Here is a 22,928-nt window from a genome sequence, read left to right as displayed (position 1 = left end):
ATTTAAAGGGCTAGCAGACCCATTGTAGTTAGCAAAAATATAGGTTGCTGGTGTAGCAGTGGTAAGTCCTGTAATATCATTTAAAAGAGAAATACCAAAGGGGTTATTAACTGTACTGCTTGTTTTACTAGCTATAGGGGAGCACCAATAGTTATATTCATGAACACCAACATTACCGTTTTGATAAACACTCAATTCGCCTATACCAGAATTTTTTGTAGCCGCTGTTTCTGTACCAGTTCCTTGTATTAGTTGCCCTTGGTTACGCAAATATATGGTGCTGGCAGCTTCGTTAAGATTCACATCGTTTTCAACAAAAACGATTTCATCATTTACAAACACATAAGCACTGTTTCTTACTGAAAGTTGGGCGTAACTGAGGGTGCTAAAAATTATTAGCAAAGATAAAAAGTATAAACGTTTCATAAGATTTGGGGTTTGAAAGATTTATATTATATGTAATCTGTTCGTTGTTAATTGTAATCAAATATAGCTTTTGATTTTTGTGATTTAGAGCTTAAAACCTATGAACCACTATATTTTATATTTGAATCCATCTTTTTGAGCGCCGAATTATTATTAGGGTTGCTCGAGTAGTTTTAAATTTACAATAGTATTATTGTTTGTTTTGCAAGCGTATAGTTTGCTCCATTTATTTATGAGGCAAATATGAGCAAAGCACATAAGCTATACTCTTAAATTAGTATAACCTAACACAAGCATATATGGTAAGGGTAGTTGTAATTGAAGATGAAAATATTTCAAGTAATTATATCGTTGCTTTGTTGAAAAAGTACTGTTCAGACAAGTTTACTGTAGAAAAAGAAATAGACAATATAGTTGAGGCAGTAAATTGGTTTCTAGATAATGATATCCCAGATTTAATTTTCATGGATGTCCATTTAAGTGATGGGTTATGTTTTGAGATTTTTAACAAAGTAGAGATCAGTTGCCCTATTATATTCACTACAGCTTATGATGAGTATGCAATAAAAGCCTTCAAAACAAATGGAATTGATTATTTATTAAAGCCAATTACCGAGAAAGATTTTTATCAATCTGTAATGAAGTTTTTTAAGGTGCGAAGAGACCGAGATAGCCAATTGAGAGAAAATGAAAAAATTAGGCTTTTGGACATTAACACTTCAAAAAATTATAAACAACGTTTTTTAGTGAAACTTGGTAATAAATATACACCCTTAAAAATAGAGAACATAGCCTATTTTTATAAAGATAGCTTAGTTTTTATAAGAGATTTTAATGGGAATAGCTACCCGATAAGTAGCTCTTTGTCTAATATAGAAAGCTCAATTGATTCAAATGTTTTTTTTAGAGCAAATAGAAAGATTTTGGTTAATATTAATGCAATCGATTATTTAGCTCAATATAAACCAGGGCAGTTGGCTATAAGAGTAAAACCAAAGTTTGAAGAAGTAATTGTGCTAAGTCAAGAGAAATCAAGTCAATTGAAATCCTTGTTGAATTAAGTATAATTATTCTTTTTTACGATAATTAAGCTATTCCTTTAAACGATTAAAAACGTATTTCATGGACTAAATATTGGTTTTTAAGAAGAATGGCAGATTGTTTTTTACGTCAGGTATATATATTAGGTGTTCAATCCCAAATATGCAAAGTCATGAAAAAAGAATACTTAACTCTTTTAGTTCTTATGTTTAGTATAACTATTAATGCTCAAGTAGGAATAGGTACTACAGCTCCAAATTCAACATTAGATATTAGATCATCAAACCAAGCAACACCATCAAATACAGATGGCATATTAATTCCAAAAGTGGATGTTTTTCCTGCAACAAATCCAACAGCGTCACAAAATGGAATGCTAACTTTTTTAACCACCGTTTCTGGGTCAAATCAACCAGGGTTTTATTATTGGAATCAGCCAACAACATCATGGATAGGTTTGAATTCTGGCAGTGGTTCAGGTTGGGGGCTTACTGGTAATTCTGGAACAACTTTTGGAAATAATTTTATTGGAACAACAGATTTACAAGCCTTGGATGTTAGAACAAATAATATTATTAGAGCCAGATTTACAACTAGAGGGCAGTTGGAGTTTCATAACACAGCAGGTTCTGTATTTTTAGGTTTAGATGCAGGTGAGAATAGTAATTTAACAGGTCAAAGAGCTGTATTTGTAGGTAATGAAGCGGGTTATTCAAACACATCAGGAGCCAATAATATAGCTATAGGTCATAGATCTTTATACAATAATACAACAACACATAATAATGTAGCTATAGGTAGTTTTGCTTTAGAGGATAATACAGGGTTTAACAATGTAGCTATAGGGTTTGAATCTCAGCAAGGTTCAACTACAGCTAATGATAACGTGTCTATTGGGTATTTGAGCATGCAAGGCGCAGGTGGTACAATAACAGGGAGTAGAAACGTAGCTGTTGGTAGAGGTACATTATACAGTAACTTAAGTGGTGCGGATAATATTGCCATAGGAAACAGAGCTATGGTATTTAATACTTCAGGAGTAGGTAATAGTGCTGTTGGATTTCAATCACTTATTAATAATATTTCAGGAAATAGTAATACTGCTTTTGGAAGACAAGCCTTAGAGGGAGCTGCTTTACCAATTGGAAATACTGGAAACAATAATACAGCTTTGGGGGCATATTCTCTGCAGAACAATACAACAGGAGACGATAATATTGCCATAGGAATGCAAAGCTTAAACGGAAATCTAACAGGAGCTGATAATGTAAGTGTTGGCTTTAGAGCCATGTATATAAATACATCTGGATATAAAAATGTAGCTCTTGGTAATGAGGCTTTACATGATAATACCACAGGATATGAGAATAATGTAATTGGAGATGAAGCAATGCACAGTAATACAACAGGTTACCAAAATAATGCTTTTGGTTATAGATCTTTATATAATAACACAACTGGCTACGAAAATATAGCTTTAGGTAATCAATCACTTTTAAGTAATACTACAGGAAATCATAATACTTCTATTGGTTTTAGTTCGCTATATAACAATGTTAGTGCAGAATATAATTTAGCAATAGGTTATGAATCTCTTTATACAAATACTACTGGAGAATATAATATAGGACTAGGCTTTCAATCATTATATAATAACAATGCTAATTATAATAGTGCAATTGGGGGTTGGGCTTTATATTCTAATACAACAGGTGCTGATAATATTGGTGTTGGGCGTAGGGCTTCATACTTTAATACAACAGGAAGTTATAATGTGTCTTTGGCATACGAAGCCGGAGTAAATAATACAACAGGGAGTAATAATATAACTTTAGGATATCGTTCAAATTACAATAACCAAACAGGAAGTAATAATGTCGTTATTGGGCATGAAGCAGGGTTTGGAACAGGTTTAACTTCGGTAAGTGGAAATATATTAATTGGTTATCGAGCAGGGTTTCAAAATATAAACTCTGATAGGTTATATATAGAGAATAGCAATTCGTTAACCCCTCTAATAGGAGGAGACTTTGCTAATGATAGAGTTGCTATTAATACAGACATGACAACTACCTTAAATCACACCTTAACAGTTGGAGGTAGTGCAAAAATAGAAACACTAATAAATATAAAACCAGGTACTGCACCAGTTACACCTGCGGTAGGTGATGTTTATTTTGATGCTACTACTAATAAATTACGTGTTTATACAGCTGTTAGTGGTGGTCAATGGGAGGACTTAAATTAAAAAAATTAATAGAATATTAGCAATACATCTTTATATAATGAGGCTTACAGAAACAAATAAAAAGGTAGCTCGCTTAAAAAATTTTGAGAGTACATTATTAAAATTAAGAAATACGATAAGAGGAGTAAAACATGATTATAGAAGAAATGTAAAGGAAACTACTTGTGTAAAAACTCAAAAGGCATATAACGAGAAGCTTAAATTATATGCGATAAAAGAGTTTAATGTATTAGTAAAAATGTTGGAAGGGTTTGAGGAAAAAATTTCTGATTAATATTTTAAATAAATACTATTAATAAACTATAGAGAGATTGTGAAATTAGAATAGATAAAGATTATGAGACTAACAGATATGGACTTTAAAAAGAAAGTGGCTCGCGGAGAAATAATAAAACTATTCCCATTATCAATATGTAATAGAAATTTGGAAGAAGATATGATTAGAAGTGAAGAGTATCAAAAAAATATTAAGCAACTAAAAAAGAGTAAGGCTATATGTGGATATGTTTTTGTTTTTTTTGTGTCAGTATTGATACTTATGTTGTTTGGGCTTTCAAAAGTTCACGCACAATTTAACCCAAAAGATGTGAGCGACTTAATGTTTTTTGTTGAATCTACTAATTTAAGTACTTCTCATCACATTGCTACTTGCGAATCAAATTTCTGTTTAAACCATTCTAATACAGAAGGAGCTATAATAACAGAACAATATTGTGATGTTACAAATGATTGTAGTGAAGGTTGTGTAAGACGATGGATAGATCAATCAAATTACACTCAAAATTCTGTTGGTGATCCACCAATATTTAATCCGCCAGAGTATACAAATGGCAGAAATTTTGGTCAAGACGATAGTGTTAAACCCTGCTACATAAATGATTGCATTAATGGAAAACCATGTGTAAGAGGAGGAGGAGGAGTGGCTTATGCGACAGATTACTCAGCTCAAGATAAATATTTAGAAATTCAAATTAAAGATTTTGTATACTTAACCGGTGAGTTTTCAATATTTCTACTAGCGAAACCAATAGCACAAACTGAAGATTGGGATTATTTTGGTCAATCGGTTAGTTATTTTAGACATAGAGTAGCTGATAATTACTTACAATTAAGAGTGCCTGGGAATTCGGTATGGAGAGTTACACCAAATAATTCTGTAACTTTAAACACGTGGCAATTAATAGAAGTTCATAGAGATGCTTCAAATAAAATTACTATTTATATAAATGGTATAGATAAAACAAATTCGTCTAATATTAATTTAGCGGGAACTTTTACAATAGGTTATTTACTATCTGCTTTTAAAACTAATGCTAAAACAGGTGAAGAGAAGAGTATGCATGGAGATGTGGCTGCATTTTTAATTTACAATAAAAAAACTTCTAGTATAGAAAATAATGATATCAGAGAATATTTTGACACTAACTATTTAGGAAACGTATTAAGTGTGAAAAACGATAAAATTTCTAATAAAATAGATGTATTTCCTAATCCTATGACTGATGAAGTTACTATAAAAGTTAATAATACAGACGAGAACTTTTATGAAAATGAAACACCAATAATTTATGATGTTTTAGGAAAAAAAATTAAAACTGAAATTTTAAAAAAAGAAACTAAAAATACTATCGAATACAGCATTCACTTGAATACTAATCTTAATAAAGGAATATATTTTTTAAGTTTAAGAGGTAATTCTATTAAATTAGTTAAAAATTAAGAAAAAATGATTTCTAATCCAGCAAACTTAGATTTATATACTGAAGATTTTTTTAAAACTATTTTTAATACAGCTACCGAATCTTGGGTTTTAACTAATAAAACAGGAAACATTGTTATGGTAAACCCTATTACTGAACAAATGTTTGGCTACAAAGAAAAAGAACTTATAGGTAAAAAAGTTGAAGTGCTCATGCCTAAAGCTGGTAGAAAAGAACACGTGCCTCTTCGTAATAGTTATGTAAAACACCCAAGAAAGAGACCTCACGGAATTGGAGTAGAAGTTATGGGTTTGCATAAAGATGAGCGTACATTTCCTGTTGAGATTAGTTTAAACTATTATAAAAAGGAAGATGAAATTTATGCATTAGCAGTTATTATAGATATAACCCAAAGAAAGCAAAAAGAGAAACAATTACAAGAAGCCTTGTTACTGGTAGAGAAGCTTAAACATGAAAAAATTCAAACAGAACTTAAAGTGCTAAAAAACCAAGTAAGCCCACATTATTTTTTTAACAGTTTAAGTGTATTGGTGCCTTTGATTAGTATCGACCCAATAAAATCCCAAGAGTTTACAGAACGACTAGCTAACACTTATCGTTATATTCTAGAGATTAGAGATAAGCTTACTGTAACCGTTGAGGAAGAATTATCTTTTATTAAAGATTATGAGTTTTTACAATTAGCACGCTTTGGAGAAAAATTTGTTATTAATTATAACATAAAAGATACAGATTTAAACAAAAAAATAATTCCTTTTTCTATTCAAATATTGTTAGAGAATGTTTTCAAACATAATGCGCTATACAAAGACAAAAAGATAAATATTAATATTAATTCTGTTACTGGAGGCATACAAGTTGAAAATAATATTAATAAGCGAATAGAGTCAACAGTTAAGTCTCTAGGAATTGGGCTAAAAAACATTAATAATCAATACGAATACCTATCGGATTTAAAACCTAAATTTAAAGAGAATGAAAACCTTTATCAAGCTTGGATTCCGTTTATTAATATTAAAAATTAGTTCCCCAACAATTGAGGAATGAAAGTTCAAATCAATATATATCAATATATAATGTTAATAAAAGGAATAGAAACCTGAATGATATTAAACTTATGAAAAGAATTTTGAGCTTTACATTTATTTTATTCTTAATGACTTCTTGTGCTAGAGATAAAACTAAGTCACAGTCAATAGAAAATAAAACATCACTAGATTCAATTGTGCGTAATCACATTGATAATATCCCTCAATTCACAACAGGTTATAATCATAAAGCAATGGTATTAGGGACATTCCATTTTAATAGAGCTTCTGATGGAAGTGATGTTGTGGCAAAAAATCAAATTGATATTACAACCGAAGAAAATCAAAAGTTAATTGAAGATTTGGTCTCGAGAATTGTGGAAGATTACAAGCCTACAATTTTAGCTGTAGAGTGGATGCCTAATTATCAAGGCACAATAGATTCTTTATATACAAAATATAAAAAAACAGAAAAATTACCTAAAAGCGAAGCTTTTCAAATAGGCTTTAGAATAGCAAAAAAATTAAACTTACCTACTGTTTATTGTGTTGATAATAGACCACCACAGCCAGAAAGTGTTATGAAAATGGAGCTAGATTTTGATGAGTACCTTAAATCATTAAATCAAGAATCCTTGGTAAGCGAATATGATGATGATAATAATGCTTATAATAATTATATGGACGATTTACTTGCAAAATCTAATGTACTAGAGCATCTAAGAGCTATAAATAGTAAAGAGAACATAAGAAGATTTAAGGCTTTTTCATTTACAGGATTGGTAAATGCAGGTTATAATGATAATTATGTTGGTGCAGATTTTACAGGAATGTGGTACCAAAGAAATACGAGGATCTATGTAAATATTAGGAACTTAACTAAAACCAAAAGTGAAAGAGTTTTAGTTATTTATGGAGCAGCACATAAATGGGCTCTAGACGAAATTTTTGATGGTTCACCAGAATTTGAAATTATACAACCTTTTGAATATTAATATAAAAGAAAATTTCAGAACATAAGAAAAAACAATGTTTAGAAAAAGCAGAGTCTGCATTCTGTATAGTGAAGCATGGATTCCATTTATTAATATTAAAAATTAATTTAATAATGTTTTTAAATGACTAGATTTTTCTTGACTTAGTACAATTACTTCATCAAACTTTGGAGAAACCTTTATGGTTAATTGACCAGGTTTATATTGAGCAAGGTAATCTATAGCATCAATGTTTATTAATATTTTTCTATTTGCCCTAAAAAATGCGTTAGGGCATATTGATGTTTCTATTGTTGTTAAAGAACTATTTATTGGATAACTATTACCGCTAAAAGATTTTACAAATACAATATCATCTTTATAAAAATAGGCAATATTTTCAGTTTTTAAAGGGGTGTATTTATTTCCTAGTTTTACCAAAAAGCGCTCTTTGTAGTTGATTGAAGAACTATTTAAATCCTTAAGGCTAATTTTGTTATAACTGTTTGTTTGATGGAGATTGGTTTTTTTAAGTTTAAAAAATTTAGTTAAAGCTTGATTAAAACTTGTTTGTGTTATAGGTTTTAATAAATAATCAATACTGTTTGTTTTGAAGGCTTTTATTGCATACTCATCATAAGCTGTAGTAAATATAATAGGGCAAGTAACATCAAGTTTATTAAGTACATCAAAGCAAGATCCATCAGATAAATTTATATCCATGAAAATCAAATCTGGTGCTTCGTTTAATAGAAGCCAATTTGTAGCGTCAATAACATTGTCTATTTCTGCATCAATATAAAATGTGTTTTTTGAATAGCTATTTAATAAATTAATAATGTGTTTACTAGAAATAGGCTCATCTTCTATTATTAATATTCTAAGCATAATTTACTTGTTAGGGAGTGGTTACTATTTACTAAAGTAATTGGTTGCTTTTAAGATTATATGTAAATTTATCAATCGGGATTAGAGCAAGGATAATTGGTCATTACAGAACATTTATGTAATAAAAAACACACTGAATAATACAATTTTTTATACAAAATCATTTTTTAAAACCTTATGAAGAATAATTTAATGAAACTACTGTTCATTTCTAGTAGAGTTTATTTACTATTAATATTTGTTTTTATTTCTTGTAAAAAAGAAGATGGTAGAACATTAAAACTTGAAAATGAAAATGCGATAAAAGATAATTACATGGTTTTAATCACTGGAGATACTTTAGAAACAAAGGTGCCAATTAAAATTGAAGGAAAAAAAATAGCGTTAAATAAGTCAGGTGTTATAAATACTAGGCTTCAAAGCCCGCCAAAAATTATAAAAACAAAAGAAAATCTAAAAAGAATAGATGGGGCTAAAATTGTTTCGTTACCAACTAAACCAAAACTGTTTGCATATGGTGAAAACGGAATCCCTTTTCCTAAAGATACCGTATTAGGAGGAAAAGTAAGTTCAGTTTTTTACCCAAAACCAATAAAATCAGAAAAACCATTATATAGGGATAATGCCATTTTAGATATCCAGTGGATGGATGTAGATCAAGGGTTAAATTCCTCATATGTAGTTTACTGTTTCGAAGATTCAAGAAATAATATTTGGATTGGATATTATGGAGGAGGAGTAAGTAAATTTGATGGAATTGAATTTGTACATTTTACAGATAAAGAAGGACTGTACAATAACTATGTTTGGAACATATTTGAAGATAGTAAACAAAATATATGGTTTGGACATTATTCGGGAGGAGTGACAAAATTTGACGGAAAGACATTTACACATTACTCTGATGAGAATGGGTTTCCTGACAGAACAATTTGGAGTATTATTGAAGATAAATCTAATAATATATGGTTTGGGACTTCTAATGGAGCCGTTAAATATAATGGTGAAAAATTCACGCATTATACAGCTGATGACGGTATAATAGGGAGTAATATAGTATCAATGATAGAAGATGCTAAAGGAAATATATGGTTTGCTACCAAAAATTCTGGACTTAGTATTTTTAACGGAAAATCTTTCTACTCTTATACAGAAAAAGATGGCTTGCCTGATAATAGAACCTTATCAGTTTATGAAGCCTCTGATAAGAGCATTTGGATAGGAACCTATGGCGGAGCGTGTAAATATGACGGATATACATTTGAGATTTTTACTACTAACGAAGGGTTGACTCATAATAAAGTGATATCAATAGTTGAAGACAAAAACAATAATATTTGGTTTGGAACACATGGAGGTGGATTGTCAAGATACAATGGTAAAACAATTAATAGTATCACTAAAAATGAAGGCTTGCCACATAATGAAATTAGGAACTTACTTATAGACAGTAAAAATAACTTATGGGGAGGAACGGAAGGAGCTGGGCTTTTTAAGTTGAATCTTAATTCTTTTCTACATTATACAGAAAAGGACGGTTTGCCTACAGAGCAAGTATATTCAATTTATGAAGATAAAAAAGGAAATATTTGGTTTGGAACTTACGGAGGCGGATTGTCTAAATATGATGGCTCTAGCTTTAGTAACTACGGTGAAGAACAGGGCTTAATTGCAAAAAATATTATATCCATAACCGAGGATAAAAAAGGAAATATTTGGTTTGGCACTTTTAGTCATGGACTATATAAATTTGATGGAAAAACGTTTACACAATACAATACCGATTCTGGTTTAACAGTAAACATGGTATGGAGTGTTTTAGAAGATTCTAAAGGGAATATATGGATAGGTACTGAAATGGGTGGCTTGAGTCGATTTGATGGTGAGGAATTTATAAATTATAGTTATGAGCAAGGTTTTTCTAGCTATGCTATTTGGGATATATTAGAAGATAAAGAAGGAAACATATGGATAGCAACTAATAGAGGTGGAGTAAGTAAATATAAAGATGGAGAATTTACTTTTTATGGGCTAAATGAAGGTTTGCCAAGTGATATTGTCTGGACTATTTTAGAAGATGATAAAGGAAATATTTGGTTTGGGACACATAAAGGATTATGCATGTATGATGGAGAAACTATAAAAAGCTTTTCAGAAAAGGATGGTTTATCTAATAATATAGTGTGGTCTTTATTACAAGATCAAAATGAGAATATATGGATGGGGACAAGCAAAGGGCTGAATTGTTTGGTGTTAGAAGAAGAATTGATTTCAAAAATTGATAAAAGTGTAAAAACGAGTTCTATTGATGGGTATATAACAAGTTTTCAAAAAAATGATGGACTAAAATCTACCATATTTTATGCAAACAGTAAGCTTATTGATAAAAATAAAGATATGTGGTTGGGTACATTAGGAGGTGTTATAAACTTTAATCTTGATAACTTTAATTTAATAGGGACACCGCCAGTAATTCAATTAAGTACAATAGAAATCAATCAACAAAACATTAATTATAACTTGTTGAACGATACTATTTATAATACTTCAACACCCTTTATAAGCAGAATGAAAAGTTATGCTTCTGGAGTTGAGAATTTTCATAATTATCCTAAAAAACTACATTTACCTTATGATTTTAATCATTTAAATTTCAAGTTTGCAGCCATAGATTGGAGCGCGCCTCATAGTATTAAATACTCATATAAAGTTGATGGTTTGGATAATGAATGGAGTATTCCAAATAGTGAAAATAAAGCTAATTATAGAAATATTCCGTCAGGATCATATACTTTTAATGTTAAAGCTATTGGTAAATCTGGACAATGGAGTGAACCATTACAATATTTATTCTCAATATCACCTCCTTGGTGGTTAAGTAACTGGGCAATTAGTAGTTATTTAGCAATAGGCATACTTCTACTAATTGGAAGTTTTAAATGGTATGGGTTTAGAATGAAAAAAAAGCAGTTAATATTAGAAAAAACTGTAACAGAAAGAACACTTACCATTAATAAACAAAAAGATGAACTTATTGATGCCTATGCCAGTTTAGAGCAAGAGCGAAACAAAATGGAGTTAAAAGCACTGTTAAATCAAATTAACCCACATTTTATTTTTAATGCTTTAAATTCAATACAACAATTTATTGTATCAAATAATGTGAAAACATCATTAGACTATTTTAATAAATTTGGAAAATTAATACGTTCGTCATTAGAACATTCCGAAATGAAATTTGTTTCTATAGAAGAAGAAATTAGTGTTATTAAGAATTATGTAGATTTAGAAAACCTTAGATTTTCTGAACCTATTGATTTGAATTTTAACACCAATGACATAGATGTTTATAATATTAAAATTCCTCCAATGTTTATTCAGCCGATTGTTGAAAATGCTATTATTCATGGGCTAAGTGAAAAAGAGAATCATAAAACAATCAATATTAACTTTAAAGAATACGAAAGCCACATATTATGTAGTATACATGATAATGGTGTAGGTAGAAAGCATAAAAAAAGTAAAAAAAATAAAAACTCAGGATTGATTATAACCAAAAAGAGATTAATGTCTGTTTGGAATAACCGTAATAATATAGATTCGAAAATTATTATTAATGATTTAAAACACCCGACAGGAACCAAGGTTGAAATTAAATTGCCAAAAGATTTTTAATGATAAAAGCAATATTAGTTGATGACGAAAAAGGAGCGCTAGAAACGCTATCTGGAATGTTGAATTTGTTTTGCAAAGATGTTCAAATTTTAGGAAAAGCGTCTTCTGCAAATGAAGCCAGAAGTTTAATTAAAGAGTTTAATCCAGATTTGGTTTTTTTAGATATTAGGATGCCTTATGAGAATGGATTTGATTTATTGGAGTCGATAGGTAATCATACGTTTCATGTTGTTTTTACAACAGCATATAATAATTATGCGCTTAAAGCAATAAAATTTAGTGCTTTAGATTATTTATTAAAACCTATAAATGTTGAAGAATTACAAAGAGCTGTATCAAAAGTGTCAAAAATTGTGGTAAACAAGGAGCAGTATAATGTTTTTAAAGCACATCAACTAAATAGTAAACACGAGCAAATTGTATTACCTCATAAAAATGGATTTCAAGTTGTTAACTATAACGAAATATTAAGGTTTGAAGGCGACCGTAACTATACGAATGTTTATTTTTTGAATGGGAAACAATTTTTAGTGGCTAAAACATTAAAGGAGTACGAGGAACTATTAAAAGATCACAATTTTTTTAGGGTGCATCAATCTAATATTATAAATATAAAATGCGTTAAAGGCTATATAAAAGGAAGAGGAGGAAAAATTCAATTAATTGATAATACCGAGGTTGATTTAGCAAGAAGTAGGAAAAAGGAATTTTTAACTATTTTTAAATCACTTTGATAAAATAATTATAAACTACTTAGCAAACAGTTGGTTTATATCTTTAAAGGCTTTAAATTCTAAAGCGTTATCGCTCGGATCTTTAAAAAACATTGTGGCTTGCTCACCAGCTAAACCTTCAAACCTAATATAGGGTTCAATTATAAATACTATGTTTTTCTTTTTTAATTCCTCTGCGAAGGTGTGAAAATCATCCCAAGGTAAAACCACTCCAAAATGCGGCACAGGTACATCTTTACCATCAACTAGATTGGTGTGTAAATTGCTATTCGATTTTGGCTTATAATGAATTACTAATTGATGGTTAAAAAAATTGAAATCTACCCATTGGTCACTGCTTCGTCCTTCTTCACAACCTAAAATGTCGCGATAAAAAATTCGACATAATTGTAAATCATGAACAGGAATTGCTAAATGAAAGGGTGAAGCCATTGTTATAAATATAAAAAATAATTTATAAAAATAGTGTTTATTTTTTGCATTCAATTTTCCAAGTTGGATATACGATTTTTTCAGAAAAGTCTACCCATTCCCCTATCCATTTGTATCCTATTTTGGTTATATCATAAAAAGTTAATCTAAAAAAACCATCCATTCCGTTTGGAGCTTTCTGTTTACGATACAATACAATGTTTCCGTTTGCTTGTTTATTTCCTGTCCATGTTGATAAGGTTAACGATGGTGACTTTGATGAGTAATAATGTACATACCATTTACTGCTATCTGCAATAAATTGCCTGATACTTCCTGAGTGTCCACCATCAACTTTTAAAGTCTCATCTTGCACCCCCATACCGTTCATTATATATTTCCATCTCCAAATCATATCTATAGTGCTATTCCAAGTTCCATCTTGTTTTCTACTTGTAGATTTACAATTACATTCCCCAATTAAAGTGTCAAAATCTTTAATTTGATCTGGAGCATTAGGATTTGCTTTCCCATATGGATAGGTTTCAGAAACATCGTACTCATATTGAGCAAATGCTGTAATTGATGTTATAATAAGGACGATAGTAATGTATGCTTTTTTCATAAATGATTTAGTTTAGTTTTCTCAAATCAATAAAAAAAGACTTTACAAAAAATAAAAATGCAGAGAACTGGTATTTATTTGCAGTAAGCTTAGTTAATTAAATTATAAAATTAACCAATAAAACTTTTAACGAGCTTTAAATTGCTTTTAGAAACTGAAATTTCAATGTTATTGTTGAGAACTAGTTTTGGTGTACTAGACATATTTAATTCTTTCACTACGTCCATATTAACAATAGCTTTTCTATGTACCCTCAAGAAATTATTACTTAATTTATCATTTAAAGCTTTTAAGCTACTTCGCATGGTATAACTATTATTTTTATTTGTGTGTACTTTAACACAGTAGTCGTCAGCTTCAATCCAATAAATATCAATTACTGGAATTATTTTTCTTTTATTTCCAATCTTAATGTTCAACACTCTAGTATTATCATCATTATATTTACTAAGCTTTTTATAAAGATTGGCATTAGTTTTTTTTAATTCAGAGAGTCCTTCAACTTTAATTTGTAAAGCTTCATTGGTAAAATAAAAATGCATAATGATAGCAATGGCAATATATCCTAAAGTATATATAGGTGCTTTTTGAAATGTAAAGAAAGTTACATATTCGTCAAATAATAAAATCCAAGAAAAAGTATCATTAGAAATAGAGAATTGAATTATTGAAATTATAATTACACTTAAAAAAACTAAGCCTAAAATTACAGCGCCATATAGAAAGTAGTTGTTATTTTTTTGAGACGATTTTTGCTTGGTGTACCATATTAAAATTGATGATAAAACAACCCAAATAAACCATTTGTATGATTGCGATTTTAGTATATCAAAAAATTGAATATTTTGAGCTAAATTGAAACGTTTTATATAGAATATCTGTTGTAATGCTTCAAAAAGAATGGCTATTATAAATACAAGTGTAATAATAGCAATATGTTTTTTCTTAGATGATATTTTTGAAAAAAATCTAAACAAGATTAGTGTCTTTTTTTTCTTTCTAAGTTTGGTTTATACTCTTTTGATGATGAGCTAATCAACAGACTCAGTTTATTAAACTCTTCTTTAGTAAGTTCTCTGTATTTACCTATGGGCATATCAAGTTTAATATTCATTATTCTTATGCGCTTTAAAGTTTGTACGTCATAAGTTAAATATTCACACATACGTCGAATTTGTCTATTTAAACCTTGGGTTAGGATAATACTAAATGTATGCGAGTTTATTTTTTTGACTATACATTTTTTTGTCGTCTTTCCTAAATCTTCTAAGTAAATACCTCCAGACATTCTATTTATAAAGGTTTGCGAAATGGGTTTATCTACAGTAACTATATATTCTTTTTCATGATTGTTACTGGCACGTAAAATTTTATTTACAATATCACCATCGTCTGTTAAAAGTATCAGGCCCTCACTAGGTTTATCTAGCCTACCAATTGGGAAAATACGCTTAGGATAATTGATATAATCAATGATATTATCTTTTTCAACAGATGTGTCAGTTGTGCAAACTATACCAACAGGTTTATTAAAAGCTAAATAAATAAAAGTTTTTTTTGTGTTTTTAATTTCTTGTCCATCTACATGTACTATATCAGTAGGCGCAATTTTTGTTCCCATTTCTGGAACAACACCGTTAATAGTAACTCTGCCGGCTTCAATTAATTTATCTGCCTCTCTGCGAGAACAGTATCCAGCTTCGCTTAAGAATTTATTGATACGTTTTAAAGATTCACTCATGGCTCAAAAGTACAATAAATCTAATCGTTTATAAACTCAATGATATGATTATGAACCACATTGTTATTTAGCGAATGTCCATAACCACTTGTTTGAATAAGTTTGCTGTTTTTTAGGTTTTTATGAATAGCTTCAGAATCATTAAAAGGAATTATCTTATCTTTTTTATCATGAATAATTAAACCATCAACTTTTATGGATGTGCTATATTTAGCGGTTGAAAAAGAGTTCGATGGTGCACCAAAACGTTTAACAACTAAATCCTCAAGTGCGTTAACTACTTTAGAGTTATAGTTTAGTAAATTGATGTAGTTTTTAAAAATGTCTTTAAACTCATTTGGAGCGCCAAGTAAAATCATTTTTTTTAGACTAGCAAGCGGGTATTCTTTTTGAAAAAAGATAGAAGCCATTCCTCCAACCGAATGCCCAATAATTATTTCTGGTTGAAATTTCTTAGAGACTATATTTATAAATTCTGAATATAAAATAGCGTTAAATGTTTCGCTTCCAGAGTTTCCGTGAGCAGGAGCGTCTAAAGCAATAATATTGTAGTTGTATTTTTCTAAAACTGAAATAAGGTTTTTCCATCGAGCTGTATTACTTTCCCAACCATGAACCAACAGAATAGTTTTTTCATTTCCAACCCATTGATAAGTCATTATCTTTAAACCATTATATTCAAACTCTAATTGTTTAGAAGATTTTAAATACTTAGCTTGATCCAAAGTTATCTTGCCTTTTCTGGGTTTAGCAAAAAGAGCCATAGCTTTATTTGCTGCATATGTTTTAGAAACATGACTTGTAGTATTAATTAGCGAACCAACTATTTTTGGAATTGCCTTTTTAATTTTCTTTTTCATTAATCTTTAAGAGGTTTACGCTTAATCATACCGCCTTTAATATCTTTTACCACGCCCATAATTATGAACGCTTTTCGGTCTATTTTGTCAATTTCAGTTTTTAATCTAGGAAGCTCTAAACGTGTAACTACAGTATAAATAATATTTTTATCATAACTCTTTTCATTTTTACCAAAACCACCCTTTCCAGCATAAATAGTGCAAGCTCGTCTCAGTTTTTCTGTCATCATAACTCTAAGTTCTTCATCTTTTTCAGAAATAATAGTTACTCCTACATATTCTTCAACACCATCAACAACAAAGTCTACAGTTTTTGCAGCTGCCAAATATGTTAAAATTGCGTACAAAGCAGTTTCAATTGAAAGGATATATGCACCAAACGAAAATATAATAATGTTTATTATTAATAATACATCTCCTATAGTTAAAGAGAGTTTTCTGCTTAAAAAAATAGCTAAAACTTCGGTGCCATCAATAACACTTCTGCCTCGAATAGACATACCAATTCCTAAGCCTAAAAAAAAACCACCAAAAACAGCTATAAGGAGTTTGTCTTCTGTAATGGTTGGGTAGTTTACGTAATGTACAACTAAGGCTAAAAATGAAATGGCTACAATGCTTCTTAGTGCAAACTTTAAGCTAATGGTTTTTGATGCTAAAATGATAAAAGGAATATTTACTAAAACTAGTAGAATACCTAATTTTAATGATGTAATATTTTCTAATAATAAAGAAATACCTGTTGCACCACCATCAATAAAATGGTTTGGCAATAAAAAACCTTTTAAACCAAACCCTGCCGAGAAAACACCTACTATAATAAAAAAATATTCGCTAAGTGTATGAGATAATTCTACCTGTAAGCGTCTAACTAGAGGTACAATTTCTTTTTTGCTTACAGGTTTCTGTGTGCTTTTACCCTCAAGCCTTTTACGAGCAATAGTTACTAAAAGCTTTGAGATAATAGGGTTCATATGGTTTTGTATGTTATAATTTACTCCAATTTAAGAAAAAGTATTTCACTTTAGCGTTATCTGGAATTTGAACAGCTTCAATGCTTAAATTCATATCAAAGCGGAGGTTTGCAGGTAGCTCTTTTTTATCAATAGAAAAAGCAGCATTAATTTCGTTTACAGAAATTACAATAGAGTTAATTAAATTATCTATTCGCGAAATTTTATAATTGCTTTCAATGTCTTTAAAAGTACTTAGGGTTGTTATATTTTTATCGGTTTTAAAACGTGAATCAAAAATTTGAACACTTTCAATTACTGAGGTTGAGTCTAAAGATTGTCTTGGGGTTAACGATAATAACTTTTTACCTCCTTTTTCAAAAATTTCAATATCATTTTTGTTTCCTGTAAACTCATCTCCACTAATGAATTTTACAATAGAGTCTTTACTAAAAATGATTTCTAGGTCTTTAACTTGAGTAGAGTCAGTTAGTAATCCAATATGTTGTTTGCTGATTTGAAATGGGTTTTGTTCCTTTTGGCAGCTTGCTAAAAATATGGTTAAGATTAAAAGGCTGAAAAATGATTTTTTCATTGATTATTTTGTTGTTATGATTCTTAAAATGTTTATTATAAACTACTTTTTTAAAACTTTAGTTAGAATACCAAAAACGCTTCTTATAAATGTGGCACTAGTAAGAACTTTTACTACTGGATTCATACGTGTGCTTTTCCGTCTTGTTGAAGATGTTCGCTTTTTAGATTCTGCTTTTTTAAGAGCCTCTTTTTCTTTGCGGGCTTTTTCTTTAGCTTCCTCAGCTTCTGCTTGTTCTATTTTTTCGTTAAGTATTTCGTAAGCACTTTCGCGGTCAATTTCTTCGTTGTACTTTTTGACCAATTTTGATTCAGAAAGTAAATTACTTAATTCACTATCGGTTAAAATATCCATTCTACTCATTGGTGCTCGCATCATTGTAGCTGCAAGTGGTGTAGGTCTCCCTTTTTCGTCTAAAGCAGATACTAAAGCTTCACCTATTCCTAAGGATGTTAATACCTCTGTTGTGTCATAATATTCAGAATCTGGATAATTTTGCGCCGTCAGTTTAATTGCTTTTCGGTCTTTTGCAGTAAAAGCTCGTAAGGCATGCTGTACTTTTAAACCTAATTGTCCTAAAACTGCTTCTGGAACATCGGTTGGATTTTGAGTTACAAAATATAAGCCAACACCTTTACTACGTATCAATTTTACAATACTTTCAATTTGATTTAGTAAAGCTTTTGATGCTTCATTGAAAATTAAATGAGCCTCATCTATAAACATAATAAGTTCTGGTCTATCGCTATCTCCTTGTTCAGGAAAAGTTGAATAAATTTCAGCCAATAAACTTAACATGAATGTTGAGAAAAGCTTTGGTCTATCTTGTATATCGGTAAGTCTTATGATATTAATATACCCTCTACCATCATTATCAACTCGTAATAAATCATCAACATCAAAGGAGGTCTCTCCAAAAAATAAATCCGCACCTTGTTGCTCTAATTCAACAACTTTACGCAAAATGGCTCCAGTTGATGCTGTTGAAATTCTACCGTAAGCTTCGGTAAATTCTTTTTTGCCTTCTTGCGTTGCGTACTGTAATATTTTTTTAAAATCTTTTAAATCAAGTAATGGTAGTTTGTTATTATCACAATATTGAAAAATAACTGCAACCACACCCGATTGTGTTTCAGATAAATCTAAAATACGCGATAATAGCACAGGCCCAAATTCACTAACTGTGGCACGCAACCTTACACCATCTTGTTCAGAAAGTGTTAAAACTTCAACAGGGAATTTTTTAGATTCAAAGGGTAATCCTATTTTTTCGTGACGTTCGTCAATTTTTGGATGACCTGGACTGGGTTGTGCTAATCCGCTTAAATCGCCTTTAATGTCCATAAGTAATACAGGAATTCCTTTATCACTTAAATTTTCAGCTAAAACTTGTAAAGACTTTGTTTTACCTGTTCCTGTTGCTCCAGCAATTAAACCATGACGGTTCATGGTTTTTAATGGGACTTTTACATAAGCATTGGTTATTGTTTCTCCATCTAATATCGCTGAACCAACAGTTATTGAATCTCCTTTAAAGGTGTTCCCATCAGTTATTGCTTGTACAAAATCGTTAGTTCTACTCATCATCAAAGTTTTGTTAAAAATAGTGTAATTTTAGTCAATTATAAAATTGAATGGTACGAATAAAACAATAAGAATTATTAACATATTAATACTTATTATTTTAATGTCATGTGAAAGAGGTAAAAATGAAATCATCTTTCATAGATCACATGAATTAAGTATGCAAAATTACAAAAAAACCAGCTCGTACAACTTTTGCTGCTGGAGGTTTAGCTAGAAACGGAAGTAATGAAATTGACGTGAAAGCTGCTAAATAGGTTATTTTATTTTTTCAATATAAATGTTGGACGTTCCTGCAGATCTTAAATTTACCGATCCGTTTGCACCAGTCCTTACTATAGAGACAGAAATGATATCGTTAGCGGTTAAATTTAGAACTTCTGTAATGTGCAAAGAACTTTCCCGATGTCCTCCATTGTTTCTTATGTAACCTGTAGATCCGTAGGCGCCTTGTTGAGTTCCATTAATTTCAATCCACATTTCAGGAGTTAATCTAGCAGTCGCTGCTGCTGCAAGTAAGGAAACATTTACTGTTATTTTGTACCTTCCATCTTGTGTTACTGTAATTGTGTTAGCGACGGTATTAGCAGTATAAAGGGACGTATTATCATTCCATTCTAAACTTCCTAGAATAGGTAAATTAATTGCGGTAGTGTTTGGGTTAACATTTGTAGTAGTATCAGTATTGCTATATTTTACAGACATACTATGCGATGTTTTAACCCAGTCTGGTGTAGCAGTGGTGCCGCAATTAAAATGAAATTCATTCAAATCTGTATTAAACACAATCAACCCATTAGCAGGATTGGTTATAGCATTAATTTGTACAGTAGTTAACCTAGGAATAAGAATGCCTTTGTCTGTAGATTCTACATCAAGAATAGATGATGCGTCTGGAGTTGTTGTGCCAATACCAACTTGGGCAGCACTATAATAATATCCGCAACATAGCAGTATTATTAAATACGCAGTTTTTTTCATTTGAGAGAGAGGTTGAGAGCAATTTACTTTTAATTAATCCATTGCGAAGTTATATAAATTCAATTGGAAATCAAAATTCAACAAACTGAAGGAGAGTTGTTCAAGAAATAATTGGTTTAATTATACTCGCCATTATAAATATCCTACAACGTCCAATTCTGAAAAGTTTATAACTGCTCCACCAGGAGTTGCACCTCCATTTGGAACTACTAGTCTTATTTCGTCAGCATAGATGTTTGGTATAGTAACTGTATTATCTCCTGTAGTAGAAGAGCTAATTGCTGGACTGGAATAAACTAGGTTACCACAGCTATATAATCTAATAACTACATTTTGTATTCTATTAGTACAGCAATCATTTCTGCCATCTAAAATTAGTTGAGATATAAAATATTGACTTGGGAGCGTAATACCAAAACCCCAATCTCCAGTGGGAGACCCACTTCTTATTGAGTGGAAAGAGCTTCCGCCAGTATTATCCACATTATCGAATAAACTAGTATATGTACCATAAGTATTATAAGAACTATATGGCGTAAAAGTAACATTGCCTACACCAATTTCATCTCTAATTAATCTTGAATAAGTATTGCTCCCACCAGAATAACTTACTCGCTGCCATACAGTGCCATCAAATACATATAAACCAGCGGGTAAATTACAACTATTAGTAGATAAGCTATAAACCATTAGTCCCTCTGTAGGAGAAGGAATAGTTGTAACGTCATTTATACTTGTTAAATTAACCCTAGGGGGCAATAAGCCACGATTTGATGATTCAATATGTAAGATGGAAGAAACTTCAGGAGTTGTGGTACCAATACCAACTTGTGCGGCACTATAATAATAACTACAACATAGTAGCATTATTAAAAAAGCTATTTTTTTCATTCTTGAGAGAGATTGAAGCTGGCAATTTACTTTAAACTAGGGAGTACGAAACTATTAAAATCAAATTGAAATTCAAAATTGAAATAAATCAAATTGGGATATGTATCTTTGCAGGCTATGAAATGAGCCTTAATTTTAAAAGTTTATACTTACTAAAACTTATTTTAAGGCAAATTACATCTGACCATATTAAAATCAAGAATTGTACAGATGAATAAAGACATTCAATTATTAGTTGATAAAGGGGAAATGTTACCCCTAATGGAGGAGTTTTATACCATTCAAGGCGAAGGGTATCATAAAGGTACTGCAGCTTATTTTATTAGAATTGGGGGCTGTGATGTAGGATGCCACTGGTGTGATGTTAAGGAAAGTTGGAATGCAGATTTACATCCGCCAACAGATACAAACAAGATTGTAGAAAACGCAAAAAAGTATAGTGATACTATTGTGATAACAGGAGGAGAACCATTAACTTGGGATATGACGCTTTTGACTAATAAATTGAAAGCTGAAGGTATGCAAACACATATTGAAACTTCTGGAGCTTATAAGTTAACTGGTACTTGGGATTGGATTTGCTTGTCACCTAAAAAGATGAAGTTGCCTACTAAAGAAGTTTATGAAAAAGCTCACGAGCTTAAAGTAATTGTTTATAATAAAGATGATTTTCGCTTTGCAGAAGAGCAGGCTACCAAAGTTAATAAAGATTGTATTTTGTACTTACAACCCGAGTGGAGCAAACGCGATAAAGTAGTACCGGAAATTGTAGACTATGTGATGGCAAATCCAAAATGGAAAGTTTCCTTGCAAACACATAAGTATTTAAATATACCATAATAAAAAAGCCTTGAAAATTTCAAGGTTTTTTTATAGACATTAAGATTTTAATAATTATTTAGTAACTGGTACAGAAACTCTAGTAGTTCCCCATCCTAAATTCATAGCATTTTTGCTAAATGCAATAGAAAATGCTTCTAACGAATCTCCAGAACTAACAGGTGCAGAAACTCTAACTACATCATTAGCTTCATTATATGCATAAGCTCCCCAAACATTAACATCTTTATTTAGAATGATTGTCCATTCTTTTTCTCCAGGAATTGTAAAAAGAGAATATTCACCAGCACTTACAGATTTGCCTCCAATTTTCATATCATTATATAAAGTAATAGTTGCAGCTTCATTAGCACCAGTTCTCCATACTTTTCCATTAGGAGCTAAACTGCTAAGAGCTCTTCCTTTAAGTTGAGGTCTACTATATATAACCTTAGCAATAGCTGGACTATTTCTAGAAGTTTTGTATATAGCTGCGTCCATAGGACTTTTATCAAGTTTGCTAAATTTTTGAGCATTTACATTAGTTGTTAAAAGCATAACAAATGCAAAAGCAATGGTTGTGATAATTGTTGATTTTTTCATAATGATTTATTAAGTTTTATTAATTGCTTAAAGGTAAATGGATATTGTCTTAAAATTTTTATAAAACTAGCTTTGGTATGTTAAAGTTTACATTTTACAAGAAAATCTTGAAGATTTGTAATTGTTTAAT

Annotated in this window: 21 protein-coding genes and 1 pseudogene; 9 read left to right on the top strand and 13 right to left on the bottom strand. The window is 30.4% G+C overall.

Annotation, left to right across the window (positions count from 1 at the left end):
* Nucleotides 1-426 (bottom strand): annotated as a pseudogene (locus M3P09_RS16750) (T9SS type A sorting domain-containing protein); the annotation flags it as partial.
* Between the two features lie 299 nt (nucleotides 427-725).
* Between M3P09_RS16750 and M3P09_RS16745 the strand changes: the two are divergent.
* The 6 genes from M3P09_RS16745 to M3P09_RS16720 all read left to right on the top strand — a co-directional run bounded on the left by M3P09_RS16745 (nucleotide 726) and on the right by M3P09_RS16720 (nucleotide 7,459).
* Nucleotides 726-1,487 (top strand): LytR/AlgR family response regulator transcription factor, encoded by a 762-nt coding sequence (locus M3P09_RS16745; protein ID WP_099563869.1) that lies wholly within the window; start codon nucleotides 726-728, stop codon nucleotides 1,485-1,487.
* A gap of 152 nt (nucleotides 1,488-1,639) precedes the next feature.
* Nucleotides 1,640-3,715 carry a beta strand repeat-containing protein gene (locus M3P09_RS16740; protein ID WP_249973992.1) on the top strand — a complete coding sequence of 692 codons (2,076 nt, stop codon included), beginning with the start codon at nucleotides 1,640-1,642 and terminating at the stop codon, nucleotides 3,713-3,715.
* A 37-nt stretch (nucleotides 3,716-3,752) separates the two neighbouring features.
* Nucleotides 3,753-3,989: a hypothetical protein gene (locus tag M3P09_RS16735; protein WP_099563871.1), complete on the top strand. Its 237-nt coding sequence runs from the start codon at nucleotides 3,753-3,755 to the stop codon at nucleotides 3,987-3,989.
* Nucleotides 3,990-4,052: 63 nt separating this feature from the next.
* Complete coding sequence (locus M3P09_RS16730) at nucleotides 4,053-5,435, top strand: T9SS type A sorting domain-containing protein (RefSeq protein WP_249973991.1); 1,383 nt, start codon at nucleotides 4,053-4,055, stop codon at nucleotides 5,433-5,435.
* Nucleotides 5,436-5,441: 6 nt separating this feature from the next.
* The gene (locus M3P09_RS16725; RefSeq protein WP_249973990.1) at nucleotides 5,442-6,461 is read left to right on the top strand and encodes a PAS domain S-box protein; all 1,020 of its coding nucleotides are present in this window, start codon (nucleotides 5,442-5,444) and stop codon (nucleotides 6,459-6,461) included.
* Between the two features lie 92 nt (nucleotides 6,462-6,553).
* Nucleotides 6,554-7,459, top strand: coding sequence for a DUF5694 domain-containing protein (locus M3P09_RS16720; protein WP_249973989.1), 906 nt, complete (start codon nucleotides 6,554-6,556; stop codon nucleotides 7,457-7,459).
* A gap of 102 nt (nucleotides 7,460-7,561) precedes the next feature.
* On the opposite strand, the gene M3P09_RS16715 is transcribed toward M3P09_RS16720, so the two are convergent.
* Nucleotides 7,562-8,326, bottom strand: coding sequence for a LytR/AlgR family response regulator transcription factor (locus tag M3P09_RS16715; RefSeq protein ID WP_249973988.1), 765 nt, complete (start codon nucleotides 8,324-8,326; stop codon nucleotides 7,562-7,564).
* Nucleotides 8,327-8,503: 177 nt separating this feature from the next.
* Between M3P09_RS16715 and M3P09_RS16710 the strand changes: the two genes are divergently transcribed.
* Nucleotides 8,504-12,001 (top strand): ligand-binding sensor domain-containing protein, encoded by a 3,498-nt coding sequence (locus M3P09_RS16710; RefSeq protein WP_249973987.1) that lies wholly within the window; start codon nucleotides 8,504-8,506, stop codon nucleotides 11,999-12,001.
* Complete coding sequence (locus M3P09_RS16705; protein WP_099563876.1) at nucleotides 12,001-12,735, top strand: LytR/AlgR family response regulator transcription factor; 735 nt, start codon at nucleotides 12,001-12,003, stop codon at nucleotides 12,733-12,735. The genes M3P09_RS16710 and M3P09_RS16705 overlap by 1 nt, the downstream gene beginning before the upstream one ends.
* Before the next feature lie 15 nt (nucleotides 12,736-12,750).
* On the opposite strand, the gene M3P09_RS16700 is transcribed toward M3P09_RS16705, so the two are convergent.
* The 10 genes from M3P09_RS16700 to M3P09_RS16655 form a co-directional block, all read right to left on the bottom strand.
* Nucleotides 12,751-13,173, bottom strand: coding sequence for a VOC family protein (locus M3P09_RS16700; protein WP_249973995.1), 423 nt, complete (start codon nucleotides 13,171-13,173; stop codon nucleotides 12,751-12,753).
* Nucleotides 13,174-13,204: 31 nt separating this feature from the next.
* Entirely contained in the window at nucleotides 13,205-13,771 is a 567-nt protein-coding gene (locus M3P09_RS16695; RefSeq protein WP_249973986.1) for a hypothetical protein, read from the bottom strand.
* 110 nt (nucleotides 13,772-13,881) lie between these two features.
* Nucleotides 13,882-14,748, bottom strand: coding sequence for a LytR/AlgR family response regulator transcription factor (locus M3P09_RS16690; protein WP_249973985.1), 867 nt, complete (start codon nucleotides 14,746-14,748; stop codon nucleotides 13,882-13,884).
* 2 nt (nucleotides 14,749-14,750) lie between these two features.
* Entirely contained in the window at nucleotides 14,751-15,512 is a 762-nt protein-coding gene (gene rluF / locus M3P09_RS16685) for a 23S rRNA pseudouridine(2604) synthase RluF (RefSeq protein ID WP_249973984.1), read from the bottom strand.
* 20 nt (nucleotides 15,513-15,532) lie between these two features.
* Nucleotides 15,533-16,372, bottom strand: coding sequence for an alpha/beta fold hydrolase (locus tag M3P09_RS16680; RefSeq protein WP_233192456.1), 840 nt, complete (start codon nucleotides 16,370-16,372; stop codon nucleotides 15,533-15,535).
* The gene (locus M3P09_RS16675) at nucleotides 16,372-17,346 is read right to left on the bottom strand and encodes a YitT family protein (RefSeq protein ID WP_099563883.1); all 975 of its coding nucleotides are present in this window, start codon (nucleotides 17,344-17,346) and stop codon (nucleotides 16,372-16,374) included. Before M3P09_RS16675 ends, M3P09_RS16680 begins: the two co-directional genes overlap by 1 nt.
* A 13-nt stretch (nucleotides 17,347-17,359) precedes the next feature.
* The gene (locus M3P09_RS16670) at nucleotides 17,360-17,920 is read right to left on the bottom strand and encodes a hypothetical protein (protein WP_249973983.1); all 561 of its coding nucleotides are present in this window, start codon (nucleotides 17,918-17,920) and stop codon (nucleotides 17,360-17,362) included.
* A 42-nt stretch (nucleotides 17,921-17,962) separates the two neighbouring features.
* Complete coding sequence (locus M3P09_RS16665) at nucleotides 17,963-19,504, bottom strand: helicase HerA-like domain-containing protein (protein ID WP_099563885.1); 1,542 nt, start codon at nucleotides 19,502-19,504, stop codon at nucleotides 17,963-17,965.
* A gap of 258 nt (nucleotides 19,505-19,762) precedes the next feature.
* Entirely contained in the window at nucleotides 19,763-20,485 is a 723-nt protein-coding gene (locus M3P09_RS16660; protein WP_249973982.1) for a hypothetical protein, read from the bottom strand.
* Between the two features lie 132 nt (nucleotides 20,486-20,617).
* Nucleotides 20,618-21,376 (bottom strand): hypothetical protein, encoded by a 759-nt coding sequence (locus M3P09_RS16655; protein WP_249973981.1) that lies wholly within the window; start codon nucleotides 21,374-21,376, stop codon nucleotides 20,618-20,620.
* Nucleotides 21,377-21,586: 210 nt separating this feature from the next.
* Here M3P09_RS16655 and M3P09_RS16650 point away from each other — a divergent pair, with 210 nt between their 5' ends.
* Nucleotides 21,587-22,216, top strand: a complete 630-nt coding sequence (locus M3P09_RS16650; RefSeq protein ID WP_099563888.1) for a 7-carboxy-7-deazaguanine synthase QueE — start codon at nucleotides 21,587-21,589, stop codon at nucleotides 22,214-22,216.
* A 54-nt stretch (nucleotides 22,217-22,270) separates the two neighbouring features.
* Here M3P09_RS16650 and M3P09_RS16645 read toward each other — a convergent pair whose 3' ends face one another.
* The gene (locus M3P09_RS16645; RefSeq protein ID WP_249973980.1) at nucleotides 22,271-22,798 is read right to left on the bottom strand and encodes a DUF2911 domain-containing protein; all 528 of its coding nucleotides are present in this window, start codon (nucleotides 22,796-22,798) and stop codon (nucleotides 22,271-22,273) included.
* Nucleotides 22,799-22,928: the final 130 nt, after the last annotated feature.

The organism is Jejuia spongiicola, assembly GCF_023502325.1.
Classification (GTDB): Bacteria; Bacteroidota; Bacteroidia; order Flavobacteriales; family Flavobacteriaceae; genus Wocania_A; species Wocania_A spongiicola.
Note: the sequence above shows the minus strand (reverse complement) of the source record. Positions and strands in the feature narration are given on the sequence as shown.